The sequence below is a fragment of the Streptomyces sp. NPDC005648 genome (genome assembly GCF_040605395.1).
GTDB lineage: Bacteria > Actinomycetota > Actinomycetes > Streptomycetales > Streptomycetaceae > Streptomyces.
In genome coordinates this window covers 16,701-43,599 of the sequence record NZ_JBEXCS010000084.1, presented here as the reverse complement: position 1 = coordinate 43,599, position 26,899 = coordinate 16,701, and the positions used below count along the sequence as shown (strand labels likewise).

Annotated in this window: 32 protein-coding genes; 29 read left to right on the top strand and 3 right to left on the bottom strand. The window is 68.7% G+C overall.

Annotated elements, in window-relative coordinates; genetic code table 11:
• The first annotated feature begins 85 nt into the window (after positions 1–85).
• Together ABZT17_RS35045 and ABZT17_RS35040 are read left to right on the top strand one after the other, a co-directional pair.
• On the top strand, positions 86–460 hold the full coding sequence (locus ABZT17_RS35045; protein ID WP_356355080.1) for a hypothetical protein: 375 nt from the start codon (positions 86–88) through the stop codon (positions 458–460).
• Positions 461–611: 151 nt separating this feature from the next.
• On the top strand, positions 612–1,046 hold the full coding sequence (locus ABZT17_RS35040; protein ID WP_356355078.1) for a hypothetical protein: 435 nt from the start codon (positions 612–614) through the stop codon (positions 1,044–1,046).
• Between the two features lie 217 nt (positions 1,047–1,263).
• Here the strand turns inward: ABZT17_RS35040 and ABZT17_RS35035 are convergent, their stop codons facing one another.
• Positions 1,264–1,479: a hypothetical protein gene (locus ABZT17_RS35035; protein ID WP_356355077.1), complete on the bottom strand. Its 216-nt coding sequence runs from the start codon at positions 1,477–1,479 to the stop codon at positions 1,264–1,266.
• A gap of 155 nt (positions 1,480–1,634) precedes the next feature.
• Between ABZT17_RS35035 and ABZT17_RS35030 the strand changes: the two genes are divergently transcribed.
• The gene (locus ABZT17_RS35030; RefSeq protein ID WP_356355076.1) at positions 1,635–2,621 is read left to right on the top strand and encodes a hypothetical protein; all 987 of its coding nucleotides are present in this window, start codon (positions 1,635–1,637) and stop codon (positions 2,619–2,621) included.
• Here ABZT17_RS35030 and ABZT17_RS35025 read toward each other — a convergent pair.
• Entirely contained in the window at positions 2,576–2,878 is a 303-nt protein-coding gene (locus ABZT17_RS35025) for a hypothetical protein (RefSeq protein ID WP_356355074.1), read from the bottom strand. The two genes, ABZT17_RS35030 and ABZT17_RS35025, sit on opposite strands and share 46 nt — an antisense overlap.
• A gap of 43 nt (positions 2,879–2,921) precedes the next feature.
• Here ABZT17_RS35025 and ABZT17_RS35020 point away from each other — a divergent pair, with 43 nt between their 5' ends.
• The 17 genes from ABZT17_RS35020 to ABZT17_RS34940 all read left to right on the top strand — a co-directional run bounded on the left by ABZT17_RS35020 (position 2,922) and on the right by ABZT17_RS34940 (position 15,610).
• Positions 2,922–3,143: a hypothetical protein gene (locus ABZT17_RS35020; RefSeq protein WP_356355072.1), complete on the top strand. Its 222-nt coding sequence runs from the start codon at positions 2,922–2,924 to the stop codon at positions 3,141–3,143.
• A 97-nt stretch (positions 3,144–3,240) separates the two neighbouring features.
• Positions 3,241–3,567, top strand: coding sequence for an HNH endonuclease signature motif containing protein (locus ABZT17_RS35015; protein ID WP_356355070.1), 327 nt, complete (start codon positions 3,241–3,243; stop codon positions 3,565–3,567).
• A 109-nt stretch (positions 3,568–3,676) separates the two neighbouring features.
• Entirely contained in the window at positions 3,677–4,060 is a 384-nt protein-coding gene (locus tag ABZT17_RS35010) for a hypothetical protein (RefSeq protein ID WP_356355068.1), read from the top strand.
• Entirely contained in the window at positions 4,011–5,531 is a 1,521-nt protein-coding gene (locus ABZT17_RS35005; RefSeq protein WP_356355067.1) for a hypothetical protein, read from the top strand. Before ABZT17_RS35010 ends, ABZT17_RS35005 begins: the two co-directional genes overlap by 50 nt.
• 12 nt (positions 5,532–5,543) lie before the next feature.
• A complete protein-coding gene (locus tag ABZT17_RS35000) occupies positions 5,544–5,819 on the top strand; it encodes a hypothetical protein (RefSeq protein WP_356355065.1) in 276 nt (91 codons plus the stop codon).
• 8 nt (positions 5,820–5,827) lie between these two features.
• Entirely contained in the window at positions 5,828–7,243 is a 1,416-nt protein-coding gene (locus ABZT17_RS34995) for a phage portal protein (protein ID WP_356355063.1), read from the top strand.
• The gene (locus tag ABZT17_RS34990; RefSeq protein WP_356355061.1) at positions 7,236–8,213 is read left to right on the top strand and encodes an HK97 family phage prohead protease; all 978 of its coding nucleotides are present in this window, start codon (positions 7,236–7,238) and stop codon (positions 8,211–8,213) included. The genes ABZT17_RS34995 and ABZT17_RS34990 overlap by 8 nt, the downstream gene beginning before the upstream one ends.
• A 283-nt stretch (positions 8,214–8,496) precedes the next feature.
• Positions 8,497–9,750 (top strand): phage major capsid protein, encoded by a 1,254-nt coding sequence (locus ABZT17_RS34985; RefSeq protein ID WP_356355059.1) that lies wholly within the window; start codon positions 8,497–8,499, stop codon positions 9,748–9,750.
• Positions 9,751–9,820: 70 nt separating this feature from the next.
• Positions 9,821–10,039 carry a hypothetical protein gene (locus tag ABZT17_RS34980; RefSeq protein ID WP_356355057.1) on the top strand — a complete coding sequence of 73 codons (219 nt, stop codon included), beginning with the start codon at positions 9,821–9,823 and terminating at the stop codon, positions 10,037–10,039.
• Positions 10,039–10,320, top strand: coding sequence for a hypothetical protein (locus tag ABZT17_RS34975; protein ID WP_356355055.1), 282 nt, complete (start codon positions 10,039–10,041; stop codon positions 10,318–10,320). Before ABZT17_RS34980 ends, ABZT17_RS34975 begins: the two co-directional genes overlap by 1 nt.
• Before the next feature lie 6 nt (positions 10,321–10,326).
• Positions 10,327–10,680, top strand: coding sequence for a hypothetical protein (locus ABZT17_RS34970; RefSeq protein ID WP_356355053.1), 354 nt, complete (start codon positions 10,327–10,329; stop codon positions 10,678–10,680).
• A 4-nt stretch (positions 10,681–10,684) separates the two neighbouring features.
• A complete protein-coding gene (locus ABZT17_RS34965) occupies positions 10,685–12,847 on the top strand; it encodes a hypothetical protein (protein ID WP_356355052.1) in 2,163 nt (720 codons plus the stop codon).
• A 9-nt stretch (positions 12,848–12,856) separates the two neighbouring features.
• Complete coding sequence (locus tag ABZT17_RS34960) at positions 12,857–13,402, top strand: hypothetical protein (RefSeq protein WP_356355050.1); 546 nt, start codon at positions 12,857–12,859, stop codon at positions 13,400–13,402.
• A 1-nt stretch (position 13,403) separates the two neighbouring features.
• Positions 13,404–13,868, top strand: a complete 465-nt coding sequence (locus tag ABZT17_RS34955) for a hypothetical protein (protein ID WP_356355048.1) — start codon at positions 13,404–13,406, stop codon at positions 13,866–13,868.
• 22 nt (positions 13,869–13,890) lie between these two features.
• A complete protein-coding gene (locus ABZT17_RS34950; RefSeq protein WP_356355046.1) occupies positions 13,891–14,151 on the top strand; it encodes a hypothetical protein in 261 nt (86 codons plus the stop codon).
• Positions 14,151–15,179 (top strand): phage tail tube protein, encoded by a 1,029-nt coding sequence (locus ABZT17_RS34945; RefSeq protein WP_356355044.1) that lies wholly within the window; start codon positions 14,151–14,153, stop codon positions 15,177–15,179. Before ABZT17_RS34950 ends, ABZT17_RS34945 begins: the two co-directional genes overlap by 1 nt.
• Positions 15,176–15,610 (top strand): hypothetical protein, encoded by a 435-nt coding sequence (locus tag ABZT17_RS34940; protein ID WP_356355042.1) that lies wholly within the window; start codon positions 15,176–15,178, stop codon positions 15,608–15,610. The genes ABZT17_RS34945 and ABZT17_RS34940 overlap by 4 nt, the downstream gene beginning before the upstream one ends.
• Positions 15,611–15,680: 70 nt before the next feature.
• Here the strand turns inward: ABZT17_RS34940 and ABZT17_RS34935 are convergent, their stop codons facing one another.
• On the bottom strand, positions 15,681–15,968 hold the full coding sequence (locus tag ABZT17_RS34935) for a hypothetical protein (protein WP_356355040.1): 288 nt from the start codon (positions 15,966–15,968) through the stop codon (positions 15,681–15,683).
• Between the two features lie 164 nt (positions 15,969–16,132).
• Here ABZT17_RS34935 and ABZT17_RS34930 point away from each other — a divergent pair, with 164 nt between their 5' ends.
• From ABZT17_RS34930 to ABZT17_RS34890, 9 genes are all read left to right on the top strand, one after another.
• Entirely contained in the window at positions 16,133–16,615 is a 483-nt protein-coding gene (locus tag ABZT17_RS34930; protein WP_356355038.1) for a hypothetical protein, read from the top strand.
• 58 nt (positions 16,616–16,673) lie between these two features.
• The gene (locus ABZT17_RS34925) at positions 16,674–21,251 is read left to right on the top strand and encodes a phage tail tape measure protein (protein ID WP_356355036.1); all 4,578 of its coding nucleotides are present in this window, start codon (positions 16,674–16,676) and stop codon (positions 21,249–21,251) included.
• The gene (locus ABZT17_RS34920) at positions 21,248–22,720 is read left to right on the top strand and encodes a hypothetical protein (RefSeq protein ID WP_356355034.1); all 1,473 of its coding nucleotides are present in this window, start codon (positions 21,248–21,250) and stop codon (positions 22,718–22,720) included. The genes ABZT17_RS34925 and ABZT17_RS34920 overlap by 4 nt, the downstream gene beginning before the upstream one ends.
• 10 nt (positions 22,721–22,730) lie before the next feature.
• Positions 22,731–23,807, top strand: a complete 1,077-nt coding sequence (locus ABZT17_RS34915; protein WP_356355032.1) for a DUF5047 domain-containing protein — start codon at positions 22,731–22,733, stop codon at positions 23,805–23,807.
• 13 nt (positions 23,808–23,820) lie between these two features.
• Entirely contained in the window at positions 23,821–24,636 is an 816-nt protein-coding gene (locus ABZT17_RS34910; protein WP_356355030.1) for a hypothetical protein, read from the top strand.
• Positions 24,633–25,394, top strand: coding sequence for a hypothetical protein (locus ABZT17_RS34905; protein ID WP_356355028.1), 762 nt, complete (start codon positions 24,633–24,635; stop codon positions 25,392–25,394). Before ABZT17_RS34910 ends, ABZT17_RS34905 begins: the two co-directional genes overlap by 4 nt.
• Before the next feature lie 11 nt (positions 25,395–25,405).
• Complete coding sequence (locus ABZT17_RS34900) at positions 25,406–25,645, top strand: hypothetical protein (protein WP_356355026.1); 240 nt, start codon at positions 25,406–25,408, stop codon at positions 25,643–25,645.
• A 64-nt stretch (positions 25,646–25,709) separates the two neighbouring features.
• Positions 25,710–26,486, top strand: coding sequence for a hypothetical protein (locus tag ABZT17_RS34895; protein WP_356355025.1), 777 nt, complete (start codon positions 25,710–25,712; stop codon positions 26,484–26,486).
• A 12-nt stretch (positions 26,487–26,498) separates the two neighbouring features.
• Complete coding sequence (locus ABZT17_RS34890) at positions 26,499–26,807, top strand: hypothetical protein (protein WP_356355023.1); 309 nt, start codon at positions 26,499–26,501, stop codon at positions 26,805–26,807.
• Positions 26,808–26,899: the final 92 nt, after the last annotated feature.

Here is a 26,899-nt window from a genome sequence, read left to right as displayed (position 1 = left end):
GCTGTAAAGTACTACTCAAGAGGTGAGGGGCTGCGAACCCCGACCCTCCCGATCCATCTCAACTCAACAGTGGAAGGACAGTCACATGGCTGACCAGCAGGACGAGATCATGAGGGTCCTCTCCCTCTCGATCTCAACGGTCTACACCATCCTCGTCGACGTCTGCGGGATGCTCCCCGTGCCGATCGGTCTCCCGACCGACCCGCACATCCCCGCAAGCGACGCCTACCCCGCAATCCAGCGGGCGGCGGAACTCGCGGCCGAGCAGCCCATGGGTGAGCTCCAGGCGGTGCAGCTGTACACCGGCTGCATTCACCTCCTGGCGGCGATCGACCTCTACGCGCTCTGCGCAGCGAGGTACATGTTCACCCGAGCCGAAGGGTGCGGTGCGAATCTCCTCGTCGCGGAGGAGTCGCTCAAGGCACTCGCTCTCTGGCTGGTGATCAACGAGGCTGACTGATCTAACACCGCCCCCGGCAGCCAGCCGGGGGCGGTATCCACTGAAGACGCGAGACCGGCGAGGGCCAGGCCGAAGCCTCGGCACCAGAGCGCCGTTGCGAAACCCTCGCCGGTCGGATCCATCCCGCCTCAGAAGGAAGGACAGAACACCCATGGTAGAGCCCACGCGGGGCCCCTCGGGCGCTGAACAGCCGCCTCGACCTCCCGAGACCGTCGAGGAGATCGCAGCCCGCACCGGCCGCCCGCTGACCACCGTCAAGAACACCTGGCGCCGCCACCCCGCGTGGCCCGAACCCCTGCCGGAGAAACGCGGCCGCTGGGTCCAGTACGACCCCCACGCCATCGACGAGTTCATCCGCGACCACATCGACCGCCAAGGCGCCGTCCTCGAACCGCGCCGCCTCTACACCGCGCCCCAACTCGAGGCCGCCGGCATCGGCATCAAGGCCGGGACGATCCGCGCCGACCTCACCCGGCGCCGCTGGCCCGAACCCGACGACACCGAAGGCGGCGTCAACCGCTGGTATGGCGCCACCGCCACCAAGGCACTCAAGGGGCGCCGTGGATACCGCAAGACCGGCGACTGACGATCAGGCGTACGCTGGCGGCGAGCCCTTGAAACGGGCAGGCGTACCGGGCGGCCGTACACCGCCCGCGTTCTGGGTGGGCCGCGCGACCCCGTGCGCCCGGGAGGGGCAGAACCCCGGCCCACCCACAAGACGTCGAGGAGCCTGAAGAGCGGCCTCTGTCACCCCAACCACTGAGAAAGGCCCGGGACGTCACCACGGCGTCCCGGGCCGACCTCTATACCCCGGCCGTGGGCCCGGGGACGTCTCCCGCGTAGTGCAGTTGCACGCCGATCTCGAATCCGTCCTGCTCAATCATGGAGTCGCTGCTGTTCACCTTGTACCGGCAGTGCACCCCGCCAACCGCCGGGTGAGGCAGCTGGATCTCGCCAACTCCCTCGGTCATCGTCCCCGTCTCGCCCTGATGCGGGCCGCTCATCACGTAGTAGCGCATGGCGCGCACTCTGCATCCGGCCGTCCGCGTTTCGCAAATCGCACCAAAGCCCAACGTCCCGTCATGCTCCGGGCGTTGTCAGACCCACGTGCCATGCTGATCTCAACTACCGGAAAGCCGCAATCTGAACACCCCCGCAAGTAGCAGGAGTTTCCATGTCAGCGCCCCTCAATCAGCACACAGTGCAGCGCCTCGCGTATGTCCGGTATCTCTACCGCGAGGGCATCGAGCAGAGCCGCCAACCGGCTCCGCTGCGCTCCCGGGCCATCACCTCCTTCCACGACGCTGTCGAGAACTTCCTCGGCCTGGCGGTGCAGCACCTCAGCCTGGAGCCGACGAGGAACATCGAGTTCATCGCGTACTGGGCGCTGATCAAGCCCCACGTAGACCTGCCCAAAAAAGAGCGCATGCGCCAACTCAACGACGCACGCGTGGCACTGAAGCACCACGGCACCTTCCCTTCGGCGCACCAGATTGAGCAGGCCCAGGAGGCGCTCGCCGAGTTCTTCACCACCGCCACCCCGAAGGTCTTCAACGTCGACTTCGACTCCATCGACATGGTCGACCTGCTCACGCAGCCCGAAGTCAGCCAGCTACTACGAGAGGCGCAGACGCACGCCGACCTCGGCGACTACTCCATGGCGATGGCCGGCGTGTCCCTCGCACTCGACGCCCTCTTCAGGCACTACTCCGCCCGGAACACCTTCTCCAAGGGGAGACCGTTTGCGTTCGGCCCCACCCTCCAAAGCTTCGACGCGCCCAAACTGGATGGTCGAGACGCCCCTCGGGATGGGCGGCTGGCGAAACTGTCGGAGATCGCCGAGCACACACAGGAAGCGCTACGGGCAATCAGCCTCGGCATCGACTACCCCAGCCTGACACGATTCCGGATCATCGCCCCCACAGTGCACCACTACGGCAACGGCGAACACCGGTACGTCGAGGCCACGTCACACACACAGTTGACAGCGGACGACTACGACTGGGCGCGGCACTTCGTCATCGAGTCGGCACTGCGCGCCTCACGCGCCGATGACATCGCTGATCTCCGCGAGAAGCAGCTCCAGATGAACCGGCAGGCTGACGTAGCCTTCCTTCAACGCACATGGACTGGCCCCGTCCAGGCGCCCAATGGGGAATGACCCCCGCTCGCCGAGCACAGAGCCAGTCTGAAGCGGCGACGATACAGCTGGCCGTCCTCGTCCTCGTACAGCGCAGAGAAGGACCGCCGCGCCACACCACCGGTGTAGGCCATGAGGCGGTCCATCTCCTTGGCGGTCAGCGGCCGAGGATCCTGAAGCCCTAGCACGAACAGATCGGTGACGACGCGCCCCGCTGCACGGTGGACCTCGGACGGGCTCGGCCCCATGCCGAGCAGGCGGCGGATCAGACGGTGCATACGGCCAGCATGGCACTCCCACCGCAGCGGGCACACTGCATACATGACCACCACCCCCACCGGTCGCGACGGCCGGCCCCTCGTGACCACGGCCATGGCCGCGTACTCGCTCGGCATCAAGCCGAACAGCTTCCGCAGTTGGGCCCGACGCCACGGAATCAAGGCCGCCAACTACCACCGGGAACCCGGCACCACCGGCCAGGCCCCCGCCATGTGGGACCTCGCCGACCTCACCAGCGCCATACGCCCCGGTAAGGCGGCTTGACCAGAGATCACTTGACACGCATCATCAGTCATGGTGCACGTACTGCCTCATGAGCCCGGCCACAGAGCCGGGCTCTGGCATGTCCAGGGTGGTGACCATGCCCCGCCTGACCAAGCAGGACATCGAGCAGCGCACCAAGCAGGGACGCAGCGGGCGACCATGGCGCAGGGTTCAGGCACAGGTCTTCGCTGAAGAGTCCCACTGCTGGTGGTGCGGACAGTGGGTCGACCAGTCCCTGCCCGGCCAGACGCACCCCATGGGGCGCACTGTCGACCACGTCCATCCGCTCTGGATGGGCGGAGATCCCCACGACCGGACGAACTGCCGCCTCGCCCACCGCCGCTGCAACACGATCAGGAACAACCAGCTCAGAGGCGCCCAGCAGCGCCGGGAGAGCCTATCGGTGGACGTCGCAGCGCTCTGACCTGCGGAAACGTGAAAATCCAATCAAGATCGTCTTTTTTGATCTTGTGGCGGTCGACCCCGCCCCCACCTGACCCTCCCTCTCCCCCCGCTGTTTTTCACTGGGGTCGATGATCATGGAAGGGTCCGAAATGGCCGCAGATTTCCCGCTCGGTCTCGGCGACCGCGGCGCGCGGCTCTGGACGGAGTGCGTGGACCTCTGGCAGCTCACTCCGGCGCACCTGGTGTTGCTGGAGGAGGCCTGCCGGATCGCTGACCGGCTCGACGTCCTGAACACGATGATCGTGCGTGGATCTGAGCAGGTCAACGGTGAAGTCGCCGATATCTCTGGGGTATTGGCGGAGTCGCGGCAGCAACAGGGCGCTCTTCGTACGTTGGTCGCCGAGATTCGCCAGGGCCAGGTCGGATTCCCGCCCGCTCCGAGCAGTGACGGGGAGGCGACGGGTGTCTCCGACCTCACGGCCCGGATCGCGCGCAAGCAAGCCGAGGGTTGAGGTCCACCCGCCCTACGCCTACACGTACGGCCCAGAGGCGCGGGAGCTGGCGGCGCGCGCCGCCCTCGTCTTGGACCCGTGGCAGTGCAACGCGATCGACCTGCTGCTGGCGTGCAAGACCGACGGCTGCTGGGCGTGCTTCGAGTACGCCGAGTGGGTGGCCAGACAGAACGGCAAGGGCGCCATCCTTGAGGCCCGCGTGCTCGCTGGGTTCCTGCTCCTGGGCGAGCAGCTGATCCTGTGGTCTGCGCACGAGTACAAGACCGCGATGGAGGCGTTCCGGCGCTTCCGGGCGCTGCTGCGGAAGCTCGGCAAGCAGGTCGGGAACAACGAGAACCTGCTCGAAGTCGACGGCATCCGGATCAAGATCTCGAACACCAACGGTGAAGAGTCCTTCGAGAGGCTCGACACCGGCGCCCGGGTCAAGTTCGTTGCCCGATCGAAGGGTTCGGGACGAGGGTTCTCCGGCGACCTGGTCATCATCGACGAGTCGTTCGCATACACGCTGCTTCAGCAGGAAGCGCTGATGCCGACGATGCGGGCCCGTCCGAACCCGCAGATCATCTACACCTCGTCGCCGCCGCTCGACGGCGTGTCCGGCGACGTGATGTTCATGCTCCGCGAGCGAGCCGAAGCCGGCGGGGATGACTCGCTCGGCTACCGCGACTGGGGCGCCGGCGGTGACCTAGACCACCTCGACGACATCGACCTTGACGACCCGGCGCTGTGGGCAGCGACGAACCCGGCGTACGGCATCCGCGTCACCGAGCAGTCGACTCTGCGCGACCGACGCGGCATGGGGGACCAGGGCTTCGCGCGGGAGATCTGCGGCATCTGGCCCAAGCGGATCCAGGGCGGCAACACCGTCATCGACCCGAAGCTGTGGGCCGTCCTCGCCGACGCCGACTCCCGGCGCCAGGGCGGCATCGCGCTCGGCGTCGACCTGTCCCCGCTGCGGGACTACGGCGCGATCGTCGTCTACGGCCTGCGCGAGGACGGCCTCGGCCACGCGCAGCTAGCCGACTACCGGCCTGGCTCCAAGTGGGTCATCCCGCGCCTGATCGAACTCCGCGAAGCCCTGGAGCCGGTCGCTATCGCCATGGGCCGCGGTACGTACGCCTACCTCGAGACGGAGCTCGACAAGGCCGGCTTCGCCAAGCCGGAAGACCCGGACGCTCCGGAGTCCGGGAACCTGGCCGTCACCAACGCGGTCGACATGGCGGCCGCCACCGGGCAGATCCTCGACGGTGTCCGCGAAGCCGCCTTCCGTTACGTGCCGGCCAGGCCGCTCGACATCGCAGTGGCCGGCGCCAAGACGAGGACCTCCGGCGACACGATCGCGTGGACCGCGAACGGCGCCGAGGTCGACATCAGCCCGCTCGTCGCCCTGTCCGTCGCCCGGTGGTCCTTCGAGACCCGCTCCCATCTGCTGTCGGCCGCCGAATACGACGTCCTCGAATCGATCTTCTAGGAGGCGGCGCGCGTGCCATTCAGCTCGGAGTTCCCGGAGCAGCCCGGCGAGGACCTGGCGGCGCACATCCTCACGGTGAAGAAGTTCTCGGCGTTCGTTCCGGTGTCGGCCGAGCACCTGCTCGACGCCGGAATCCCGCTGCCGCCCGGCATGGAGCCGCCACCCGCGCCGGAGCCGCTGCCGCGGCGCATCCGCTGGCGCATGGCGCGCGCCGACTTCATCGAACGGCTGCGCCACCGGGTCGGGTTCTGGATCGCGGGCTATGAGCCAGACGACGAGGATTGGTAGGCGAGCGCGTGAAGCTGTTGCGCCGGCGCAAGCCGTCTAGGACCTCGGACGATGGGGGACCGGTCCTCGTCGGCGATGTCTGGATGGACGCACGCGGCCGTACGGCGAGCAGCTGGCGTACGACGGCGCGCGCCACCTGGGGGCGTCGGCTTGGCGTCGCGGCGCGCGGCTTCGCCAGGGCTGGCGCATGGATCGTCGGCGTTGAGTCCCGTGGCGCAGTCGAGAGCCGCGCCATCACCTCTGTGCCGTGGGCACAGGGCGGCTCAGCGAACTCCGGATCGGTCAGCACCGAGCGCGCGCTGCGCCTGGCGCCGGTCTACGCGGCCGGCCGCGTGCTCGCGTCGAACATCGCGGCGGCGCCGCTACGGCAGTACCGCGAGATGGCCGATGGCGTCCAGCGACTGTCCCTGTCCAGTCTGTTCAGCAGCCCCTCCTCGCAGGGCAACTTGAACGACTGGATCTGGCGCGCCGTGCTCAGCCTGGTCTTCCGCGGCAACGCCGTCGGCTTCGTGACCGCTCGCGACTACCTGGGCTACCCGACCATGGTCGAGTGGCTCCCGATGGACTGGGTCCAGGTCGTCGACTCGATGCCGTACGGGCCCGGCTCGTTCGTGAACCCCATCTGGTACGTCCTCGGTAACCGCGTCGACAACCCCGAGGACATCGTCCACATCCCCTGGTTCACGCTGCCTGGGAAGATCCTCGGCCTGTCGCCGATCGGCGCGTTCGCCTCGATGGCGACGACCAACCTGGCCGCCCAGGAGTACATGGAGGCCTGGCACAGCACCGGCGGGGTCCCGCCGGGCACCTTCAAGTCGACGACCCAGAAGGTCGACCAGGCCGAGGCCTCGGTCATCAAGGAGCGCCTCGTCGCGGCGATCCGCTCCCGGCAGCCGATCGTGTACGGCAAGGACTGGGACTACAACGCGATCACGGTCCCGGCGTACGAAGCGCAGTTCATCTCGACGATGAAGCTGGGCGCCACGCAGCTGGCGGCGATCTACGGCATCCCGCCGGAGCTCATCGGCGGCGAGACCGGCGGCTCCATGTCCTACAGCTCGCCCCAGCAGCGAGAGCTGGAGCTCATCCAGTTCGGGCTCCTGCCGTACATGAGCAAGCTGGAGTCCCACTTCTCCGACCTCACCCCGCGCGGCCAGTGCGTGAAGTTCGACGCCGATCACCTGATCCGCCTGGACCCGCTGACCCGTTGGTCGATCTGGGAAAAGACGCGCCTCATCGGCGGCATGAACATCGACGAGATCCGCAACCGCGAGGACATGCCGCCCCTGCCGGACGGCAAGGGCCAGGACTACACACCGCTCCCGATCGCGGCCGGCGTCAACATCACCCCGCCGACGATCCGCAGCGATGACGACGATCCCCGGCTGCGCCTGATCCCCGGAAAGGGACAACAGCATGGCTGACCAGGGCAACATCACCACTCCGAACGCCGCTGACCTGGACGCAGCCGCCCGCCGGTATGCCACCGCGCAGGGGTGGACGATGCCCGACGGCTCGTATCCGATCCGCCCGGCGAACATGCACGGCCGCGACGACCTCGAGGCCGCGATCCGTGCCGTGGGCCGCGGAGGCGCCAGCCACAACGCGATCCGTGCCCACATCATCAAGCGCGCCCAGGCCATCGGCCTGAGCGACCTCATCCCCGACAACTGGGGATCAGACGGCACCATCACCGGTCACAACAGCCTGGAGGGCACTGTGGAGATCGAACGCCGGTACACCTCCGGCGACACCGGCAAGGCCGAACTGCGCGCCGACGACGGCGCCAAGCGCATCGGCGGCTACGCGGCCACCTTCAACCGCCAGTCGAAGAACCTCGGCGGCTTCATCGAGGTCGTCGACCCGGTGGCCTTCAACCAGAGCCGCGGCGACGGCTGGCCCGAGGTCATCGCCCGCTACAACCACGACGACATGGCCCTCCTGGGCACGACAGCGGCCGGCACCCTGCGCATGGGCATCGACTCGTACGGCCTGTCGTACGACGTGCTCCCGCCATCAGCGATGTCGTACGTCACCGAGCTCGTCGAGCGCGGCGACGTACGCAAGTCGTCCTTCGCGTTCCGCACCCTGGACGACGACTGGACGATGACGGACCAGGGCTACCCCCTGCGTCGCCTCCTCGGCGTGCAACTCGTCGACGTCGCCCCCGTCAACACCCCCGCGTACGCGGACACCTCGGCGGGCCTGCGCTCGCTCGCGACGAAGTTCGAAGCCGACCTCGACGAGGTGAGGTCGATGGCCCAGGCAGACGAGCTGCGCAAGTTCTTCGTCCGCACCGACGGCCCCACGCCGGCCGTGCGCAAGAAGAAGGGCATGTTCGGGCCGGCCGCCGCCGCGGCGCTCCTCGCCCGGCGCGAAGACCCGTACGTCTGAGCCCACTTCGGGCCGCGTACGCACTGCACCACCAAGACCCCCCTCACAGGGGGCGGCACGACCGTCCTGGACCGCGTAACCGCACCGCCACGGCACCGACTTGGGCAACACCCGGTCGGCGTCCGCTCTGGGTGCGGCGAAGCACACAACGGGCCGCGTGTGACACGGAGAGGGATCAGCGGACCGCCAGTCGCGAAAAGGCGCTGGCCACCGGCACCCCACTGGGGTGTGGGACCGCGAGGGCTCCCGGTCGAGATCGATTCGATCGGACGGGAGTCCACCCATGTCAACGATGGTCGAGACGCTCCGCGGCCGCCGCGCGAACGTCTGGGAGCAGATGAAGGCCCTCGCCGACACGGCGAGCGAGGCGAACCGGGCCTTCAGCGCCGAAGAGCAGGGCCAGTGGGACGTCATGTCCGAGGAGCTGGACAACCTCGACAAGCGCATCAAGTCCGCCCTGGACACCGAGCAGCGCGCCAAGGACGCCGACGACGCCTTCAACCGGCTTCACGGCGGCGGTGGCGGCCAGGGCGCCGGCGGTGGCCAGCGCGGCACCGGCCCGCAGCCCCCGGAGGGCCAGCAGGCCTCCGAACTGCGGAACTGGATGCGCGGCGAGGGCCCCCGCTTCTACGAGGTCAAGCCGGCGGGGCCGATCGACGTCCGTAGCCTCACCAAGGGCTCCGCGACGGCCGGCGGCAACACCGTGCCGACCAACTTCTACGACCGTCTGGTCCAGCACCTCATCCAGACGAGCGCGATCCTCCAGTCAGGGGCGACGATCCTCAACACCGACTCCGGTGAGACGATCCAGATCCCGAAGACCACCGCGCACTCAACCGCGGCGATCGTCACCGAGGGCAACGCCATCGGCGCCTCGGAGCCGACCTTCGGCCAGGTCCCGCTCGGCGCCTTCAAGTACGGCGCCCTGATCCAGGTCTCGCGCGAGCTCCTCGACGACACGGGCGTCGACCTCGAGGGCTACCTCGCCATGCAGGCCGGCAGGGCCCTGGGCAACGCTTTCGGGGCGCACGCCATCACGGGCACCGGCACCGGCCAGCCCCGCGGAGTCGTCACCGACGCCACCACCGGGGTCACCGGCGCGACCGGCGTCACGGGCGCGTTCAGCTCGGACAACCTGATCGACCTCTTCTTCTCCGTCATCGCCCCGTACCGCCGCTCCGAGGCCGCGGTGTGGATGATGGCGGACTCGTCGATCGCCAACGCCCGCAAGCTGAAGGACACGACCGGCCAGTACATCTGGCAGCCGGGCCTCCAGGCGGGCGTCCCGGACACGATCCTCGGCAAGCCGGTCCTCACGGAGCCCAACGTCGCCGCGGTCGGACTGTCCGCGAAGTCCGTCGTCTTCGGCGACATGTCGCAGTACTTCGTGCGCCTGGCCGGCGGCATCCGCTTCGAGCGCTCCGACGACTACGCCTTCAACACCGACCTGGTCACCTTCCGCGCACTGATGCGCGCGGACGGCGCCCTCGTCGACCTGACGGGCGCCGTCAAGACGTTCGCCGGCGGGGCTTCCTGACCCGCAACTCTCCGGCCGGAGGCGGCACACCCGCCTCCGGCCATCCCCTGCGAGACCTCTGGGAGACGCCATGGCCAAGGGCAAGCAAGTACTCGGCACCGATCTCGCGCTCGCCGTGAGCGCTGCTCTCGCGGACCTGACGAGCGCTGCGGGAACGCCCGCGGCGGGCACTGTCGACGTCACCGCGACGCCGACTCAGGCCGCGATCAACAACAACTTCGCGACCATCGTCACGCGCCTGAACGCCATCACGGCAGCGCTCAAGGACGCCGGGATTCTGGCCTCCTGATGGCCCGCGCGATCCCTCTTGCCACGAATACGGCCGACGTCCAGGCCGTGACGGGGGCGTGCACGCTCGTCGGGTTCTCCGCGCGGGAGACCGGCGGCGCGGCCTCGGCCGACGTGACCCTTCGAGACGGCACCGACGCCAGCGGGGCGATCAAGGCGATCGTGCGCCTGGTCGCCAACGGCAGCCAGGCCGGCTCGATCCCGGCCGTGGACTTCACGACGGGCATCTTCGTCGACCGCTCCGGCACCGGCTCCTCCGAGCTGGTCCTCTACATCCAGTGAGGAAGCATGAAGATCCGTATGAAGACCACCGTGTCCGGCTCACGAAACGGAGTGCCGTGGCCGCCGCGCGGTGGCACGGTCGAGCTGCCCGACGACGAGGCCGCCAGCATGTGCGCAGCGGGCATGGCCGAGCCCCTCGCGGATGACGAGGACGTCGAGACAGCGACCGAGCCGGACGACGCCGAGACGCGCGCCCTGACAACAGAGACCGCCGCCGCCGTCACGCAGAGCGCGCCCGATCCGGCACCGAAGGCCGAACCCGCCAAGACGGCACCGGCGAAGACCACGGCGAAGAAGGCGACACCCGCCAAGAAGACCGCCGCGTCCCAGCGGACGGCCGACGGCGAGACCAAGGCCTGAGCCAGTGCCGTTCCCCGCCGGTGTGGAGACCGTCACCGTCTCGTCCGGGCAGCCGCTGAAGCTGCCTGACGGGACGGCCATCCAGGGCACGCTGTACTTCAGCGGCCCGGACGTGGTCACCATCGCCGGTGAGGACGTCCTCCTCGGCGGCGAGGTGCCACCGGTCGAGCTCGTCGACGGATCCTTCTCCGTTGACCTCGTGGCAACCGACGCCACGGGCATGAGCCCTACCGGGTGGACGTACACGGTGCGCGCGGTGCTGACCAACGCCGCCTCGTGGATCCGGTACATCAGCCTCCCGAAGGCCACCCCCAGCGTGAAGCTGTCGGACGTCGTGGTCCCGGACCCCGTCGCGGGCAGCTTCTCGACCCTCATCGACGCTACGGCCGTCTCTGCTGCCTACCTGGCCAAGGCTGCGAACCTTGCGGACGTCCCTGACAAGGCAGCAGGCCGCACCCACCTCGGTCTGGGCGGCGCAGCCGTCCTGGACGTCGGCACGGGCGCCGACACCGTGGCTGCGGGCGACGACCCGCGGTTCGGGCAGTCGAAGCCATGGGTGTTCGACATCACCGACCCAGCGTTCGGCGCCGTCGGCGACGCCAAGATCGTCACCGACGGCGCGGTCACGGCGGGGGTGCCAGTCGTCAACTGCAACACCAGCGCCCCTTTCCACAGCGGCCTCGTGGGCAAGTCCGTTCTGATCCACGGCGCTGGCCCGACCGGCGTCACGGAGTTCGTCACCACGTTCTCCAGCTACAACAGCCCGACCAGCATGGGACTGACGGCCGCGCCGCCGACCAGCGCCACCGGCGCGATCGTCATCTTCGGCACGAACAACTACACGGCCATCCGGGCTGCGAACGCCGCAGCGACGGCCTACCGCGCCGCCGGGCATCCCTACTCCGAGGTGTACACGCCGCCGACGGGCGGCTTCATCCTGGACGGGCCCCTCGACACCAGCAAGTCGGGCAACGGCCAAGTCGTCTTCGGTCCCGACGCCACGACAGGCGGGAAGAAGGTCCCCCACTTCCGCAGCGACGGCTCCGGCGCCGGCGTACGTCACTGGGAGCAGCTCGTCCCGCAGATCAGCGGCGGCACCTGGATCAGCTTCGGGTTCTACAGCTCGACGTCGGCGCAGCTCAGCGACATCAACGCCAACGGGAACCCCGGCATCATCAGCGGGCCCAACGAGGGCGCCTCCAACGGCCTCGCCTACGGCGTGGGAGGCCGCTTCAGCAACACCATGCCGATGATCAGCAACATGGCGTTCCTGGTCCCACACAGCGCCTACGGCCTCACCCGGGGCGCCTGGAACTTCTTCGGGTGCGCGAACGCCCACATCAGGGATGTCTCGGTCTCCACGATCGGTGTCGTTCCGAGCAGTACGGACTACACCAGCCCCGGGGTCTTCGGGACCGGCCTGAGTATCGGCTGCCTCATGCCGGCGCCCGGCAACAACGACCTCAGCATCGTCGACAACCTGAGCATCCAGGGCGGCTTCACCTACGCCATTTTCTTCAGCGAGCACACCCTGATCGGCCGCATCATGGCCCTGTACGCCTGGGCAGGCCTTTGCCCGGTGGGAACCTACGCGGGCAGCGTCGGCGCGGCCCACTCGATGCGCGTGCTGTCCGCGTCCGTTGAGGCCTGCCAGCACGAGGTGTACATCATCGGGCCCGGCTCCAACGGCGACGGCCCGATCGTCGACATCCAGCTGTCCACCGAGTCGTCCACCCCCAACATCGACGGCAACGGCGTCGGAGCCCTGATGGCCGCCGTCGGCACCCTCACCCTCACCGGGCTGTACAACCCCGCCGGCGTCAGCATCGCCCACCCCACGGGCATCCAGATCATCAACGGGCAGGCGCCGCGCGCGATCAGCCGCAAGACCGGGGCCTTCACCGCTGGCCCGCTCGATCGGACGTTGGTGTGCGACACCAGCAGTGGAGCGTTCACCGGCACGCTCCCGGACGCCGACGTCAACCCGGTCGAGTACATCTTCCGCAACGTCGGCGCCAACACGCTCACCGTCGCAGCGTTCTCCGGACAGTTGATCACCGGCGTCGGCAGCACCTCGGGCACCGCCACCGTCGCTGTCGCCTCCGGCCAGTCGCTGCGCGTCCAGGCTCTCTACAACGGCACCGCCTGGGGCTGGTATGCGGTCTGAAAGGACGCCATGGCCATCATGACGCTCGCCGCCGCCAAGGCACAGCTGAACCTTCAGGCAGGCGACGACAGCCAGGACCTCGAGCTCCAGACGTACATGGACGCCGTGACCCTCCCGCTGGAACGCGAGACCGGGCACGTCGTCGAACAGCGCGTCTTCATCGACGAGTTCGACTTCGATCAGGGCACCACGTCGTTTCTGCTCCGCTCGGTGCCGGTCGTCTCTCTGACGAGCATCGCCGCTGTCGACGGCTCTGCCACCTGGTCGGTCGACCCCGCCGTGATGCACGTCAACACCGTGACCGGACGGGTCACCGTCCTGTCCGGCGCCCCACTCACCGGGCTCGTCGCCGCCACCTACCGCGCCGGCCCGGCGCAGGTACCCGCTAACGAGCTGCTCGCCGGTCTCATCATCCTCCAGCACGTGTGGGAGACGCAGCGAGGCCGGGCCGAGGCAGTTCCCGGCGGCGGAGGCGAGATGGCCATCCCGGCCGGCTACGCGATCCCCAACCGGGCCGTGGAACTGCTCGGCAACCACCTCCCCGGGATGGCCTGACATGACCTCACCCTCCCGCGTGCCCGAACTCATCGACGCCTTCATCGCCGCCCTCGAGGCGTCAGCCGACCTGGACGGCGTCCAGATCGTCGACGGGCCCCTCGTCACCGACTCCGCGGCCACCGAGTGGGTGTTCGTCGGCTACGACGGCGACCCCGACGGCGAGTTCATGACCACTCAGACCACCCAGCAGTGGGCGGGCCTGGGCGCGAAAGCGAAGAGCGAGGACATCGCCCTGGTCTGCTCCGTCCTCGTACGGCGCGGCTCGACCGACGTGAAGGCCTGCCGGATGCGGACCTTCGCCATCTTCGGCGCTGTCGAGGCCGTCGTCCGGGCCAACCCGTCCCTTGGCCTGCCTCCGCCGACGATCTGCTCCGTCGCCGAGCACACCTTCCACACCGAACAGACCGACCGCGGCATCCAAGGCCGTATGCCGTTCACGCTCACCAGCAGCACCCGTATCTGACCCCTGAGCCTGGAGGAAACCGATGGGCGCCGTACGCCTGCGCAACCTCGGGGAGGCCGTGCACCTGTACGCGCCCCCCGGCGAACCCAACAGCCTGCCCGTCGACGCGGGCCAGATCATCACCGTCCCCGGTCCCCTCGAGGAGATCGACGACGCGTATGTGTGCGGCGAGGGCGACGCCAAGCGGGCCTTCCCCAAGTCTCGGTGGGTGGCCGAGCAGCCGCCGCCCCGCGCCAAGAAGGCCAGCACCGCGGCCGATGACGAGAAGGGTGGCGAGGACTGATGACGACCGGAACCGGTCTCGACGCACAGTTCATGTACGGCCAGGAGACCACCTGGGGAACCCTGGTCACTGCGGACCACGCCAACGAGTTCAACGACGAATCGCTGAAGCTGGACCCCACCTTCCTGGAGCCGACAGGACTCCGCGTCGGGACCAAGTACAAGCGCGCGGCCCGCGTCACCATCTCTCGCAAGAGCGTGTCGGGCGACGTCACCATGGAACACAGCACCCGCACCATGGGCCTGCTGTGGAAGCACGCCCTGGCCTCCTCCGCCACCGCGACGCAGATCAGCACCTCGACCGCGTACGAGCAGGTCCACGTCCCCGGTGACCACCGCGGCCTCGGCCTCACCGTGCAGGTCGGCCGGCCGGAGCCGTCCACAGGCACCGTGCGGCCGTTCACCTTCGCCGGGTGCAAGATCACCAGTTGGGAGTTCAGCCTCTCCGACAACGCGATCCCGACCCTGAAGCTCACGTTCGACGGACGCAGCGAGGACACAGCGACCGCGCTGGCCGCGCCGGCCTATGCAGCCGGGGCGGCAGTCTTCAGCTTCGCGTCCGCCACGCTCAAGCTGGGCGGCACCGCGACCACCGCGAGCGGGAAGACCACGGTGAGCGGCAACACCGCGGTCGCGACCATCATCAACGACCTCAGCATCGCTGGAGCCGCCCCGCTCGCAGCCGACCGCTACGGCATCGGCAACTCCGGTCTGAAGGCGGAGCAGCTGGAGAACGACACCCCGACCATCACCGGGTCGCTCGGCGCGGAGTTCAGCAAGACCGAGCTCTACGACGTCTTCAGCTCGAACACCACCAAGGCCCTGGTCCTGACCCTGACCGGCGCGGACGCGGGCAGCGGCAACCTGGAGACCCTGGAGTTCATCCTGCCGGCCATCAAGCTCAAGGCGGCCTCCCCGAACGTCGGAGGCCCCGACATCGTCTCAATGTCCACCGACTTCGAGGCCTACAGCGACGAGGTCAACCCCGTCATCCAGGTCCGCATCATCTCGAAGGACACCACCCTGTGATCGTCAAGCTGACCGTAGAGGGCACCGAGTACGAGTTCGACGGCTCCAGGCTCCTGGTCGCCGAAGCCCGCGAACTGAAGACGTACACCGGGTTCACGCCGCCCAAGTGGCTCGCCGCCATCGACGAATCAGACCCGGACGGCCTCGCCTTCCTGATCTACCTGGCCAAGAAGCGCGCGGGCGAGCAGCTGAGGTACTCCGACCTTGACAGCCTCGACTACGCCGACTTCGACCTGGAGTTCGTCGACCCCGACGAGGCGCAGGACGGTACGGGCGAGCAGACCGGTGACGGGGCGGCGTCGGAGGTGGTGCCGGCGGACCCTACGCCCGAGTCTGGCCAGAGTGGGACGATCCCGAGTCCCGCTACTGGCGCTACCTCGGACCCTTCGCCTACCAATTCAAGTACCGACCCCACGACATCGGTCAGCTGACCCTCGACGAGTTCGACGCGCTCGCCGTGGTGTGCGACGAACTCGCCAAGGACCCTCCCGCGCCCACGGGTTAGGCGCTAGGGGCAGGCACCGGATCGGCCAGCCGCAGACCGCACATCGGGCACGTGGCGTTCCTCTCCGCGCGTCCGCCGGCACGGCCGGCGAGCACTGCGCAAGTGAGGAACGCCGCGACCGCGGCCACGATGGACAGCCACACGGGGTGGACGGCGCCCGGCCACAGGATCAGCCGGCCGATCCCAGTCGCCGCATCCGGGTCGTACGAGTGGAACGCGGTCACCACCGCGGCGACCACGGCGCCCAGCTGGAGCAGGGCGACCCACCCGAGGAAGTGCTGCAAGCCCTTCTTCTCGACGGGCTTCACCGCTTGCTCGCAATGGGAGCATTGCGTGCCGGCCTGAGCTCTGGTGTCGCTGCTCATTCTCATCCCCCCTGTTTTTCACCACAGTTGGCGGGATCGTCCCACCGGCCCCATACCCGGTCAACTGGATCAAGGGAGGTCGTATGGTCGCGAGCTTCCAGATGCGCACGGGCAAGGACCTCAAGCGGATCTCTGCCGAGCTGCGCAGCATGGGCAACAAGCGCCTCCAGCGTGAGTTCAGCAAGGAACTCCGGTCCGCGGCGAAGCCCATGGTGCCCGCGGTGCGGCAGGCGATCCGGCAGATCCCGTCCCAGCGCGGCTACACCGCCGACGGCCTGCGCGGACGGATGTCGAAGGCCGTGAAGCTCGAGGTGCGGCCCACCGGGAAGCTGGCCGGCGTCCGCATCCGGGTCGACGGCCGCAAGATGCCGTCACACGAGAAGGCCCTCCAGTCGTACATGGAGGGCCTGAAGAAGCCGTGGCGCCACCCCGTGTTCGGCAACCGCGAGGTGTGGGTCAAGCAGGACCCCTCGCCCTACTTCTACAAGACCGTGCGGCCCCTCGGCCTGCGCACCCGGTCGAACGTGAACAAGGCCATGGACCGCGTGGCCAAGCAGATCGTCTGAGCCTGACTCGCTGACCGGCACCGCCGCGTCCTGACCCCTCGTGGGGAGGTGACGCGGCATGTCCACGCTCGCCACCCGGGTCCTCTACGACCTGGTCGCGCGGGACCAGGCGTCGCGCACGTTCGTCCGAGTCGGCGAGTCCGCGACCGCGCTGGAGAGGAAGACCGCCGGGCTCGGCGCCGCGATCAGCAAGAGCCTGAAGGTCGGTGGCCTAGCCCTCGGCGCATTCGCGATCGTCTCCGGGAAGCTGGCGTCGGACTTCCAGTCGTCGATGACGAAGGTGTCGACGCAGGCCGGCGGCACCGCAAAGGATGTCAAGGTCCTCTCGGACCAGGTCCTCAAGCTCGGCGGGAAGGTCCAGCAGGCCCCCGAGCAGCTCGCCGATTCGCTGTACCACCTCAAGTCCGTTGGCATGGACAACGTCCAGGCGATGAAGGCCTTGCGGCAGGCCTCCGACCTGGCGGCCGTGGGCGGCTCCTCCCTCGAAGAGACCACCAATGCCCTCGCCGGCGCGTGGCGGACCGGCATCAAGGGCGCCGGGTCCTTCCACGAGGCAGTGTCGACGGTCAACGCGATCATCGGCGCGGGCAACATGCGCATGGAGGACTTCAACGCCGCGATCGGCACCGGCATCCTGCCCAGCGCGAAGGCGTTCGGTCTCTCCCTGAAACAGGTCGGCGCCGCCCTGGCGCTCATGACCGACGAAGGCGTCCCCGCGACCGACGCCGCGACCCGCCTGCGTATGTCCTTCAGCCTCCTCGGAGCGCCCAGCATGGCGGCCGAGAAGCAGCTGAAGAAAATCGGGCTCACCGGGATCGACCTGGCGACCGCGATGCGCGGACCGCAGGGCCTCATCGGTGCGATCCAGCTGCTGAAGGACCACCTCGACGCGAGCGGGCTCAGCGCGGCGCAGCAGTCGCAGATCCTGTCCCGGGCGTTCGGCGGCGGCCGGTCCTCCAGCGGCATCATCACCCTGATCAACAATTTGGACGTCCTGAAGAAGAAGCAGGACCAGGTCAACAACTCCGCGGGCAAGTTCGACGACGCCGTCGCGATGCAGCGTAAGACCGCAGAGGCCCAGTGGAAGCGCCTCGTCAGCGGCCTGGAGTCGCTCTCAGTACGGTTCGGCACGAAGATCCTGCCGCCGGTCACCGGGTTCGTCGGCTTCCTCAACGACAAGGCCATGCCCGCCGCCGCGAAGTTCGGCCGGACGATGGCCGGCCTCGTCCCCGTCGCTCAGATCGAACGCGGCTTCTCAACCGTCAAGGGACTCGTCGGCGACTTCCTCAAGGGCTTCTCCGGCACCTCGAAGACCGCCACCGACCTCGCGGCCGGCCTGTTCGGCACCTCCCCGCACCTCGGCTCCGGCCAGACCAGCGCGAAGGCCAAGGGGCCCGCGCTGGCGCCGATGCCGCACTACGACGTGGGCCAGGTCGCCCCGTCCAACGGGCGCATCGCGACCGTCGAGCAATTCGCGGGCCCGCACGGCGGATCGGGGCTGACCGCTCCGCTGGCCAAGGCGAAGGTGACGCCGCAGAAGTCGGCGGCACAGAAGTTCGGCGAGACGATCCGCAAGGCCGTCAGCGGCGGCATCGAGGGCATCGACTCAGGCAAGATCGGCAGCGTCCTCGGCAAGGCACTCGGGACGGCGATCGGCTGGGTCGGCAAGCACGCTGCGGACCTGACGAAGAAGCTCGGCGGAGCGCTGTCGAAAATCGACTTCGTCGACGTCGGCAAGGCCATCGGCGGCCAGGCGCTCCCCTTCGCCATCGGCTTCGTCGTCAACCTCTTCGAGCCTCTCTTCCATGTGTCCTTCTGGAAGAAGCACGCCTGGGACACGGTGCTGGCCATCCTCAGCGTCATCCCGATCGGACGCTTCGCGGGAGTCCTCGGGAAGGTCTTCGAGCACATCCCCTTCCTGAAGGTCTTCGAGCCGCTGCTGTCAGGCTTCGGGAAGCTGGGCGGCTATGTCGAGAAGGCCCTGGGAAAGGCCTTCGGGCCCGTCGGCCGCGGCATCGCACGCGCCTTCAAGGACGCCTTCCCCGCCGCAGAGGGGTTCGCCAAGGACATCGTCGAACGGTTCGTTCTCGGCCCCGCCCGCCGCCTGAGCACGCAGGCCAAGCTACTGCCCAAGGCCATCGGCACCGGCATCGAGAACGGCACCTCCTACGTCACCGGCAAGGTCATCTCGTTCACGAGGGGCATGCTCAGCCCGTTCGCGAAGATCGGCGGCTGGCTCCTCGGCAAGGGCGGCGACTTCGTCAAGGGCCTCGGCCGCGGCATCGCCGACGCAGGGAAGGGCCTCGGCGGATTCGTCTGGCGAAACGCCGGGAAACCCGCCGTGGACGCCTTCAAGACCGCCGGGTCGTGGCTGCTGAGCAAGGGCCGCAGCTTCGTCAGCGGCCTCAAGACCGGTGCCGTCGACGCCGCGAAGGGACTCGGCTCCTGGGCGTGGCGGACCGCAGGGAAACCGGCCGTCGATGCGTTCGCCGACGCCGGCTCGTGGCTGCTCGGCAAGGGCAAGAACTTCGTCATCGGCATGAAGAACGGCGTGGTGAACGGGGCGAAGGGCCTCGGCAGCTGGACCACCTCCCACGTCATCAACCCGGCCCGGAACGCCTTCAGCAACTTCGGCACGATCCTCGTGTCCAAGGGCTCCGCATTCGTGTCCGGCATGAAGGCCGGCATCGTCGGCGCGGTCAAGGGCATCGGGTCGTGGATCAAGAAGTACCTGGTCGACCCGGTCGTCGGAGCGGTCAAGCACTTCTTCGGGATCAAGAGCCCGAGCCGTGTATTCATGGGCATCGGCGGCCACCTGGTATCCGGCCTGATGAGGGGCATGGCCAAGACCTCCGGGACGGCCATCGCGAAGAAGGTGTTCGGGAGCCTGCCCAAGGCGTTGGCGGCGATCGCGAAGAAGGGCCTCGTCTCGATCTCCGCGCTGCCCGCCAAGGCCCTCAAGGCGCTCGGTGGCCTGGGCGGCGACATCCTGGGGCTCCTCGGCCTGGGTGGTGGTGGGAGCGGCTCCTCGGCGAACCAGAAGATCGGCCAGGTCCTCGCTTCCGCCCGCGGCTGGTCCGGCCCGCAGTGGGCCGCCCTGAAGAACTTGTGGAACGGCGAGTCCGGCTGGAACGAGCGCGCTCTCAACAAGAGTTCAGGCGCGTACGGCATCGCCCAGGCGCTGCCCGCGAGCAAGTACGCGTCGGCCGGCTCGGACTGGAAGACCAGCGCGTCCACCCAGATCAAGTGGGGCCTCTCCTACATCGCCTCCCGGTACGGCAACCCCCTCAGCGCATACAGCGCGTGGCTGTCGCGGTCCCCGCACTGGTACGCGAAGGGCACCCGGGGGGCAGCGCGCGGCCTGGCCTGGGTCGGCGAGCGCGGCGCCGAGCTGGTGAACTTCGGCGGCGGCGAGGACGTCCTCAACCATGAGGACTCCATCGCCTTCGCGAAGACGCACGGCATCCGGCTGCCCGGCTACGCCTCCGGGACCGTCGCCAACGCCCAGGCCCGGGTGAACCAGGCGAAGAAGGACCTGGAGGAGGCCCAGGAAAGGCACTACGGCATCCAGGCCGCGAAGACCCGGCTGAAGGCCGCCGAGCAGGAACTCGCCAACGCCAAGAGGCGCACGAAGACCGCGGTCGAGAACTCGATCAACAATGGCTTCAAGAAGACCCTGACCACCGGGACGGCCGCGGCGATCGCCGCGGCCATCAAGTCGATGGTCGGCAAGCTCCAGAACGCCGGTCTGGGCAAGAAGTTCACCGACCAGGTCATCAAGGCCGGCGAGAAGCTCCAGTCCCTGGCGAACAAGAAGGCCTCGGTCGGGGCCACGATCAAGGCCGCGAACCAGTACGCGGCCGACCAGTCCTCGAACATCAGGGACTTCCTGTCGATCTCCGGGACTTCGGCCACCTCCGTCGGCGGTCTCATCTCGCAGATGCAGTCCGGGCAGAAGACCGTCTCCGGGTTCGCCGACCTCACCAAGTCCCTGAAGGCGCGCGGCGCTTCGAAGGAGCTCCTCGCGCAGCTCGCCGAGGCCGGCCCCGGCAGCCAGCTCGCGACGATCCTCGGCGCGAAGAACGTCACGACGACGGACATCGGCAAGCTCAACGGGCTGGTGAAGTCGGGCAACAAGCTGGCCGACAACTTCGGCAAGTCGATGGCCGACACCATGTACGACTCCGGCAAGCACGCTGGCGAGGGCTTCCTTGCTGGGTTGAAGGCCCAGCAGAAGGACCTCGAGAAGGCCATGAGCACGCTGGCCGACAGCCTGGTGAAGTCCATCAAGAAGAAGCTGAAGATCAAGTCCCCGTCGCAGGTGTTCCGGGACGAGGTCGGCAAGCAGCTCGCCCTCGGCATGGTCCGCGGCATGGACGACCACCGACCCCACGTCGCGGCGGCCGCCCGCCGCCTCGCCACCACCGCCCGCGCGGCGAGCGCGGACGCCGCCTTCGACCGCCTCGCCCAGGCCATGGGCTCCAGCGGCTTCGCGCCGGTCGGCGGTGGCGAGTTCACCGGCCAGCTCGTCCTCGACTCCGGCGAACTCCTCGGTGTCATCAAGGGAACCGTCAAGCCGATGATCAGCGAGTCCGAGCAGCGGCAGGCGTATCGAGCGAAGGTGGGCCGCCGGTGACGATCTCCTACTCCCTCACCGGGGCGACGGCCAGCCACACCGACACGGTCAGTCCCGGGCTGCCTAGCGGAGCGGCAGCGGGGATGCTCGCGATCCTCCAAGTAGTCTCCGGGCACCCCAACGACAACGTCCCGTCCACGCCCTCGGGGTGGACGCTCGCAGGCTCCTCCTCCGGAGGTGGGGGCACCTTCGGCAGCGGGACCGGCCCACGCCGGGTCACGTTCTTCGTACGGGTGCTCGTCGGTGGCGAAGCGGCACCGACTACCGCGATCCCCTCGGGGTCCACCGGGTCGATGATCGGAGCGTGCGTTGTCACACTGTCCCGCACAGCCGGGACCGGCTGGCGGTGGGCGTACACGAACGGCGATGACACCATCTCCGGCACCAGCTTCTCGGCGGCATGCTCCACAGCCCTGACGTGGGCGGTCGGCGACTTCACCGTGATCGGATATGCGCTCCCCAGCTCGTCGGTGACGCTCTCCGCGCAGGGTGTCGCGGCGACAGGCATCACCTTCGGCGTCGTCACCGAGCGCCTGGACAACGCAGTGGCCAGCGGCAACACAGCCCGACTGGGCATGGCCTCAGCCCAGCCGGTGAGTGCCGGGACGGGAACACAGGCGCCCACCGCGTCTGCGACCCTGTCCGCCGCCACCACCGGAGCGGCAGCCGTCCTGCGCATCCGCGAAGCCTCCAGCGACATCAACGCGACCGCACAGAGCGTGTTCCCGCCCCGCAACCTCGTCAGCGCGACCGGCCTGACCGGCGACGACATCGTGACGGCGACGCTCTACCGGCAGGTCGGCACCGACCTCACCGCCGTCCGCGCCGCCAGCGGCATCGACGTCACCGGCCAGTCCTCGCTGCTTCGGGTCGACGCAGAGCAACCCTTCGGCGTCAGCCTCAACTACGTAGCTATCCTCACCGACGTCAACGGCACGCAGTGGACCGTCTTCTCCGGACCGATCACGTCCACCGTCACCTCCGACGTCATCTCGGACGCGATCCGCGGTGTCGGGGCGGCCGTCTTCATCGAGGAGTGGGCCGACAAGAAGCGCACCCGTGACGCCACCCAGTTCAACGTCGGCGGCCGGATCATCGTCGTCGGCAAGAAGCGCTCTGCACCACAGGCAACCGTAACCGTGTCCACCGACACCGACGACGCGGGCGACGATCTGCAAGACGTCCTCGACAACGCCACCGAGGGCACCATCATGATCCGCAAGCAGGTCACCCTCTCCGGCGTGGACGGACACCTCGCACTCCTCGACGACGACGAGCGCAGAACCTGGACCATCCCGTTCCGCATGTGGGACCTCGATACCGTCGAGGTCGAGGCATGGCCGGATGTCCTCGAGGCCGCGGGCTTCACCCTCCAGGACATCGCCGACAACTTCTCGACGCTCCAGGACATCGCGAACTTCTTCACGACGAACCTCCTGGCCATCGCCCTCTACGACTTCGGCCCCTGACATGCTCTCCATGTCGGATACCGCGCTCGCGGTCGTGCAGCGCTCCTACACGATGGACATCCGGGCCGAGTCCTGGCTCGGCGGCCAGCTGCTCGCCGACGGCATCCCCGTCAGCGACGGCGGCGAGACCCGCGACCGGTCTCTGAGCATCCCCGAGCAGGTCACCCTCACCGTCCCGCGCCGTGACCGCGGCTTCGACTGGGACCCCGGCACCGACCCCGCTCACCCCCTCGCCGCATACGGGCAGATGCTCCGCATCGACTTCGGCGTCGACATCGGCGGCACGACCGAGTGGATCAACCGCGGCTGGTTCCTGATCACCGATTCGTCGGCCGACGGCGACACGGTCACCGTCACCTGCCAGGGGCTGCTCACCCTCATCGACGAGGCCAAGCTGGTCGTCCCGTTCCAGCCGTCCTCTACCGACACCCTCGGCTCCGTCGTGCGCGCACTCGTCGAACCGGCCCTCACGGTGTCCTTCAACGGATCCCTCGTCGACCGGTCGGTGCCGCTCGGGATGCAGTGGGACAGCGACCGCCTGGGCGCCGTGACCGAAGTCCTCAACGCGTGGGGCGCGGCCGAGCGCGTCACCGAGGACGGATTCCTCCTCATCGAGCCCGTCAGCGACGCCGGCTCGTCGGTGCTGTCCATCACCGACGACGCCTCTACCGGCACGGTGGTGCGCTGGCAGGGCTCCACGAGCCGTGACGGTGCGTTCAACGTCGTCGTCGCCCAGGGCGAGGACTCGTCCGGGAACCAGATCCAGGGCGTCGCGTACGACAGCTCAGGAACCTCCCCGTTCCGGTACGGCGGCCCCTTCAACCCGCTGCCCGTCCCGTACCCGTACCAGTCCAGCCTGCTGACCACCGTCGACCAGTGCCGTACCGCGGCCGCCGCCCAGATGATCCTGTTGCGCCGGCAGGCCTTCCGGCGGCTCGGCGTGACGATGGTCCCCCATCCGGGCCTCGTCACCGGCGACATCATCACGGTCACCGGAGCCGGCCTGACGAACGCGCTGTGCGCCATCGAGTCCCTGTCACTGCCCTACTCGCCCGGCGAGCAGAGCCTGACCGTGCGCGTCCTGTAGCGGGGGAGGGTTCATGGCCGACTTCGCGGACACCCGGCTCAGCCTCGCCGGAACCGGCATGGTGCGCGGTGTCGCGCTGACCGCGGTGTCCGGGAACGCCTGCCTCGTCAGCGTTGGCGGCATCACGATCACCGCACGGGTAGCGACCACCCTGACGATCGCCGCCGGGAACATCCTGCTGATGGGCCGCCTGGGCAGCACCTACTACGTCATCAGCGTCGTACCCGCGGCCCCCACATCGACGCCCAGCACGCCGCCGCCGGCGGACAGCGCGCAGCCCAGCACCGGTGACCCGGCACCGTCTCCGAAACCGACCGTGACGACCGGCACCCTGACGTGCGTGCCGACCGCGACCTCCTGCTACCGCGACGGCAGCTGGCGCTCCGACGGAGACCCGACGAACTCATTCGACCTGTATCAGGGCCGCTACTCCGGCTCGTCGTTCGGCAGGAACACGGGCGTCGCCTTCTACGGCAGCAAGCCACACACCCTGAATGGCGCCACCTGCACCAAGGCGACCGTGAAGATCAAGCGGTTGTCGGCCGGTGACTTCGCCGCCCGCGCGGCAACCCTGCGGCTCGTGACCCAGACGAGCAGGCCTTCCGGGGCGGCCACCCTGAACGAGTCGACGAGCGGCCCGTCGCTGGCCATCGGGTCCTCAAGCACCTTCACGCTGCCGACCTCGTGGGGACAGGCCCTCATCGACGGCACCCGGGGCGGCATCGGCATCACCGTCAGCTCCGACGACCCGTACATCCACCTCGCCGGGCGCGGCTCGTGGTCCGCGGCCTTCACCCTGACGCTTTCCTGGAGGCGTACCTCGTCATGACCGCATCCACCTCCAAGGGCATCGTCTACCCCCAGTCCACCGACCACACCCGGATCTGGGAGCACCTCCAGACCCTCGCCACCGACGCCGACCAGATCATCATCGGCGGCGTCGACCGGCAGATCTTCACCACCTCCGGCACCTGGACCAGGCCCGCCAACGCGATCCTGGTCCACGTCCAGGTGCAAGGCGCTGGAGGCGGCTCCGGGGGAGTGGCCGCCACCACCTCCGGGCAAGCCGCCTGCGCCCCGGGAGCCGGCGGTGGCGAGTACGCCGCCGGCTGGCTCACCCCAGCCGCCGCCGGGTCCAGCGTCGCCGTCACCGTCGGCACCGGCGGCACCGCCGGAAGCGCAGGCGCCAACGCGGGAAGCGACGGCGGCACCAGCTCCTTCGGCTCACTCATCACCGCGCTCGGAGGGTCCGGCAGCAGCGGCGCAGCCGCCACCAGCACCAACGTCTCCAACGGCGCCTCCAACGGCGGCAGCGGCGGCACCGGCGGCGATATCCGGATCCCTGGTGGCGACGGCGGAAACGGGCAGGTGATCAGCGCCATCCCGATCAAGTTCAACAACGGCGGCAGCTCATTCCTCTCGAACATCCGCCGCGCGACCGGTGTGGCCGCCACGAGCACCAGCGGCTTCGCGGGCTACCAGTACGGCGGCGGAGCGAGCGGTCCGTCGAATGGCGCCAGCCAGTCCGCTGTCGCAGGGGCAGCGGGCGCGAACGGCGTCGTCATCGTCACCACCTACACGGCATAGGAGCCCTCGGCATGCCCCTCGACGCGCCTCAGACGTCCCAGTCCGACACGACCTGGACCGTGTCCGGCCGCTACAACGCGAACTCCGTCACCGCCTTCCAGGTGTCCATCACCGTCGAGAGTTCCTCTACCGAGGCCGAGGGCGACGCCCTCCTCCAGGAGCTCGTCGACCTCCTCACGTCCCGCTACGCCGGCGTGACCGGAACCAAGGGGTTCACGGCGTACACGACGCGCAGCATGACGCCCTCCTGACCTTCTTCACGCACCAGCCGCCCAACGCCCCCCACCTGGGGCTTTTTTCATGCCTGGAGGAGCCTTGCCCATCACCTTCCGCGGCGGCCGTCTGCCCCACGACACCAACCGCCCGCACCTGAAGCTCTCCCGGGTCCTCACCACGGACCTGGCCGCACCTCCGGCGTCCGCCGACTGGCTCACCCCGGTCCCGGCCGACGCCTGGGGGATGCTCGGCAACGACCAGGTCGGCGACTGCACCGTGGCCGCACTCGCCCACAAACGGATCGGCGACGCCTACGCCGGGCAACGGCGCCCCCTCAACATCAACACCGCCGACTGCCTGAAGTACTACGGCCACTTCGGCTACCGGCCCGGCGACCCATCCACCGACAGGGGCGCCGTCTGCCAGGACGTCCTCTCCTACTGGCACCGCCGCGGCTTCCTCGGCGAGAAGAACCTCGCATACACCCGGATCAACATCGACGACCACACCGAACTGAAGCAGGCCATCAACCTGTTCGGACAGATCTACGTCGGCGTCACCATCACCCAGGCCGCCGAGGACCAGTTCAACGGCGACGAGATCTGGGACGTCTCCCGCCGCTCGCCGCAGCTCGGCGGCCACTGCATCACCCTCGGCGCGTACGACCGCAAGGGCCTCGACGCCGTCACGTGGGGTTGCGTCCAGCGCCTCACCTGGCGCTGGTGGGACGTCTACGGCGACGAAGCCTGGGTCGTCTTCAACCCAGCCGACTTCCTCGATCCCACGACCGGCCGCGACCGCGCCGGCCTCGACCTCGTGACGCTGCGCGCCGACTACAGCAACCTCACCAGCCGGTCTCTCGTCCTCGGCGCCTGAGAAGAGACGGCGATGCCCTCCGTCGACCGGAGCAAGCCCCCAACCGACTGGCCCGGCCTGGAAACTGCCGGCCTGACGCAGCTGACCGAGGACCTCTACTACGGCTGGATCGAGGGCGACGCGAACCCGATGTTCTGGCACCGGTGCGCCGCTCTGGCCGGCGTACCCGACGACCGGACGGTGCACGGCCAGTGGGTGGGAGCGGGCACCAGCAAGCACACCCTCATCTCCCGCGACCCACTGCACCTGGAGCCGAGCCTCCTGTGGCGCTGCTGCGACATACACGGCTTCGTCCGCGGCGGGGTGTGGATCCCCGCCTGACCATCGAAGGGAGGCGCCATGCGCCTACTCTGCTGCCACTGCCGAGAGATCACAGAGGTAGACCCCGAAGGAGAGCCCCTTCGCGCCTGCCC

What these genes read in the sequence shown, in the direction of transcription:
- ABZT17_RS35045 (WP_356355080.1), top strand. Translation starts at nt 86, where the DNA reads ATGGCTGACCAGCAGGACGAGATCATGAGGGTCCTCTCCCTCTCGATC.
- ABZT17_RS35040 (WP_356355078.1), top strand. Translation starts at nt 612, where the DNA reads ATGGTAGAGCCCACGCGGGGCCCCTCGGGCGCTGAACAGCCGCCTCGA.
- ABZT17_RS35035 (WP_356355077.1), bottom strand. Translation starts at nt 1,479, where the DNA reads ATGCGCTACTACGTGATGAGCGGCCCGCATCAGGGCGAGACGGGGACG.
- ABZT17_RS35030 (WP_356355076.1), top strand. Translation starts at nt 1,635, where the DNA reads ATGTCAGCGCCCCTCAATCAGCACACAGTGCAGCGCCTCGCGTATGTC.
- ABZT17_RS35025 (WP_356355074.1), bottom strand. Translation starts at nt 2,878, where the DNA reads ATGCACCGTCTGATCCGCCGCCTGCTCGGCATGGGGCCGAGCCCGTCC.
- ABZT17_RS35020 (WP_356355072.1), top strand. Translation starts at nt 2,922, where the DNA reads ATGACCACCACCCCCACCGGTCGCGACGGCCGGCCCCTCGTGACCACG.
- ABZT17_RS35015 (WP_356355070.1), top strand. Translation starts at nt 3,241, where the DNA reads ATGCCCCGCCTGACCAAGCAGGACATCGAGCAGCGCACCAAGCAGGGA.
- ABZT17_RS35010 (WP_356355068.1), top strand. Translation starts at nt 3,677, where the DNA reads ATGATCATGGAAGGGTCCGAAATGGCCGCAGATTTCCCGCTCGGTCTC.
- ABZT17_RS34990 (WP_356355061.1), top strand. Translation starts at nt 7,236, where the DNA reads ATGGCTGACCAGGGCAACATCACCACTCCGAACGCCGCTGACCTGGAC.
- ABZT17_RS34985 (WP_356355059.1), top strand. Translation starts at nt 8,497, where the DNA reads ATGTCAACGATGGTCGAGACGCTCCGCGGCCGCCGCGCGAACGTCTGG.
- ABZT17_RS34980 (WP_356355057.1), top strand. Translation starts at nt 9,821, where the DNA reads ATGGCCAAGGGCAAGCAAGTACTCGGCACCGATCTCGCGCTCGCCGTG.
- ABZT17_RS34975 (WP_356355055.1), top strand. Translation starts at nt 10,039, where the DNA reads ATGGCCCGCGCGATCCCTCTTGCCACGAATACGGCCGACGTCCAGGCC.
- ABZT17_RS34970 (WP_356355053.1), top strand. Translation starts at nt 10,327, where the DNA reads ATGAAGATCCGTATGAAGACCACCGTGTCCGGCTCACGAAACGGAGTG.
- ABZT17_RS34960 (WP_356355050.1), top strand. Translation starts at nt 12,857, where the DNA reads ATGGCCATCATGACGCTCGCCGCCGCCAAGGCACAGCTGAACCTTCAG.
- ABZT17_RS34955 (WP_356355048.1), top strand. Translation starts at nt 13,404, where the DNA reads ATGACCTCACCCTCCCGCGTGCCCGAACTCATCGACGCCTTCATCGCC.
- ABZT17_RS34950 (WP_356355046.1), top strand. Translation starts at nt 13,891, where the DNA reads ATGGGCGCCGTACGCCTGCGCAACCTCGGGGAGGCCGTGCACCTGTAC.
- ABZT17_RS34945 (WP_356355044.1), top strand. Translation starts at nt 14,151, where the DNA reads ATGACGACCGGAACCGGTCTCGACGCACAGTTCATGTACGGCCAGGAG.
- ABZT17_RS34930 (WP_356355038.1), top strand. Translation starts at nt 16,133, where the DNA reads ATGGTCGCGAGCTTCCAGATGCGCACGGGCAAGGACCTCAAGCGGATC.
- ABZT17_RS34925 (WP_356355036.1), top strand. Translation starts at nt 16,674, where the DNA reads ATGTCCACGCTCGCCACCCGGGTCCTCTACGACCTGGTCGCGCGGGAC.
- ABZT17_RS34915 (WP_356355032.1), top strand. Translation starts at nt 22,731, where the DNA reads ATGTCGGATACCGCGCTCGCGGTCGTGCAGCGCTCCTACACGATGGAC.
- ABZT17_RS34910 (WP_356355030.1), top strand. Translation starts at nt 23,821, where the DNA reads ATGGCCGACTTCGCGGACACCCGGCTCAGCCTCGCCGGAACCGGCATG.
- ABZT17_RS34905 (WP_356355028.1), top strand. Translation starts at nt 24,633, where the DNA reads ATGACCGCATCCACCTCCAAGGGCATCGTCTACCCCCAGTCCACCGAC.
- ABZT17_RS34900 (WP_356355026.1), top strand. Translation starts at nt 25,406, where the DNA reads ATGCCCCTCGACGCGCCTCAGACGTCCCAGTCCGACACGACCTGGACC.
- ABZT17_RS34890 (WP_356355023.1), top strand. Translation starts at nt 26,499, where the DNA reads ATGCCCTCCGTCGACCGGAGCAAGCCCCCAACCGACTGGCCCGGCCTG.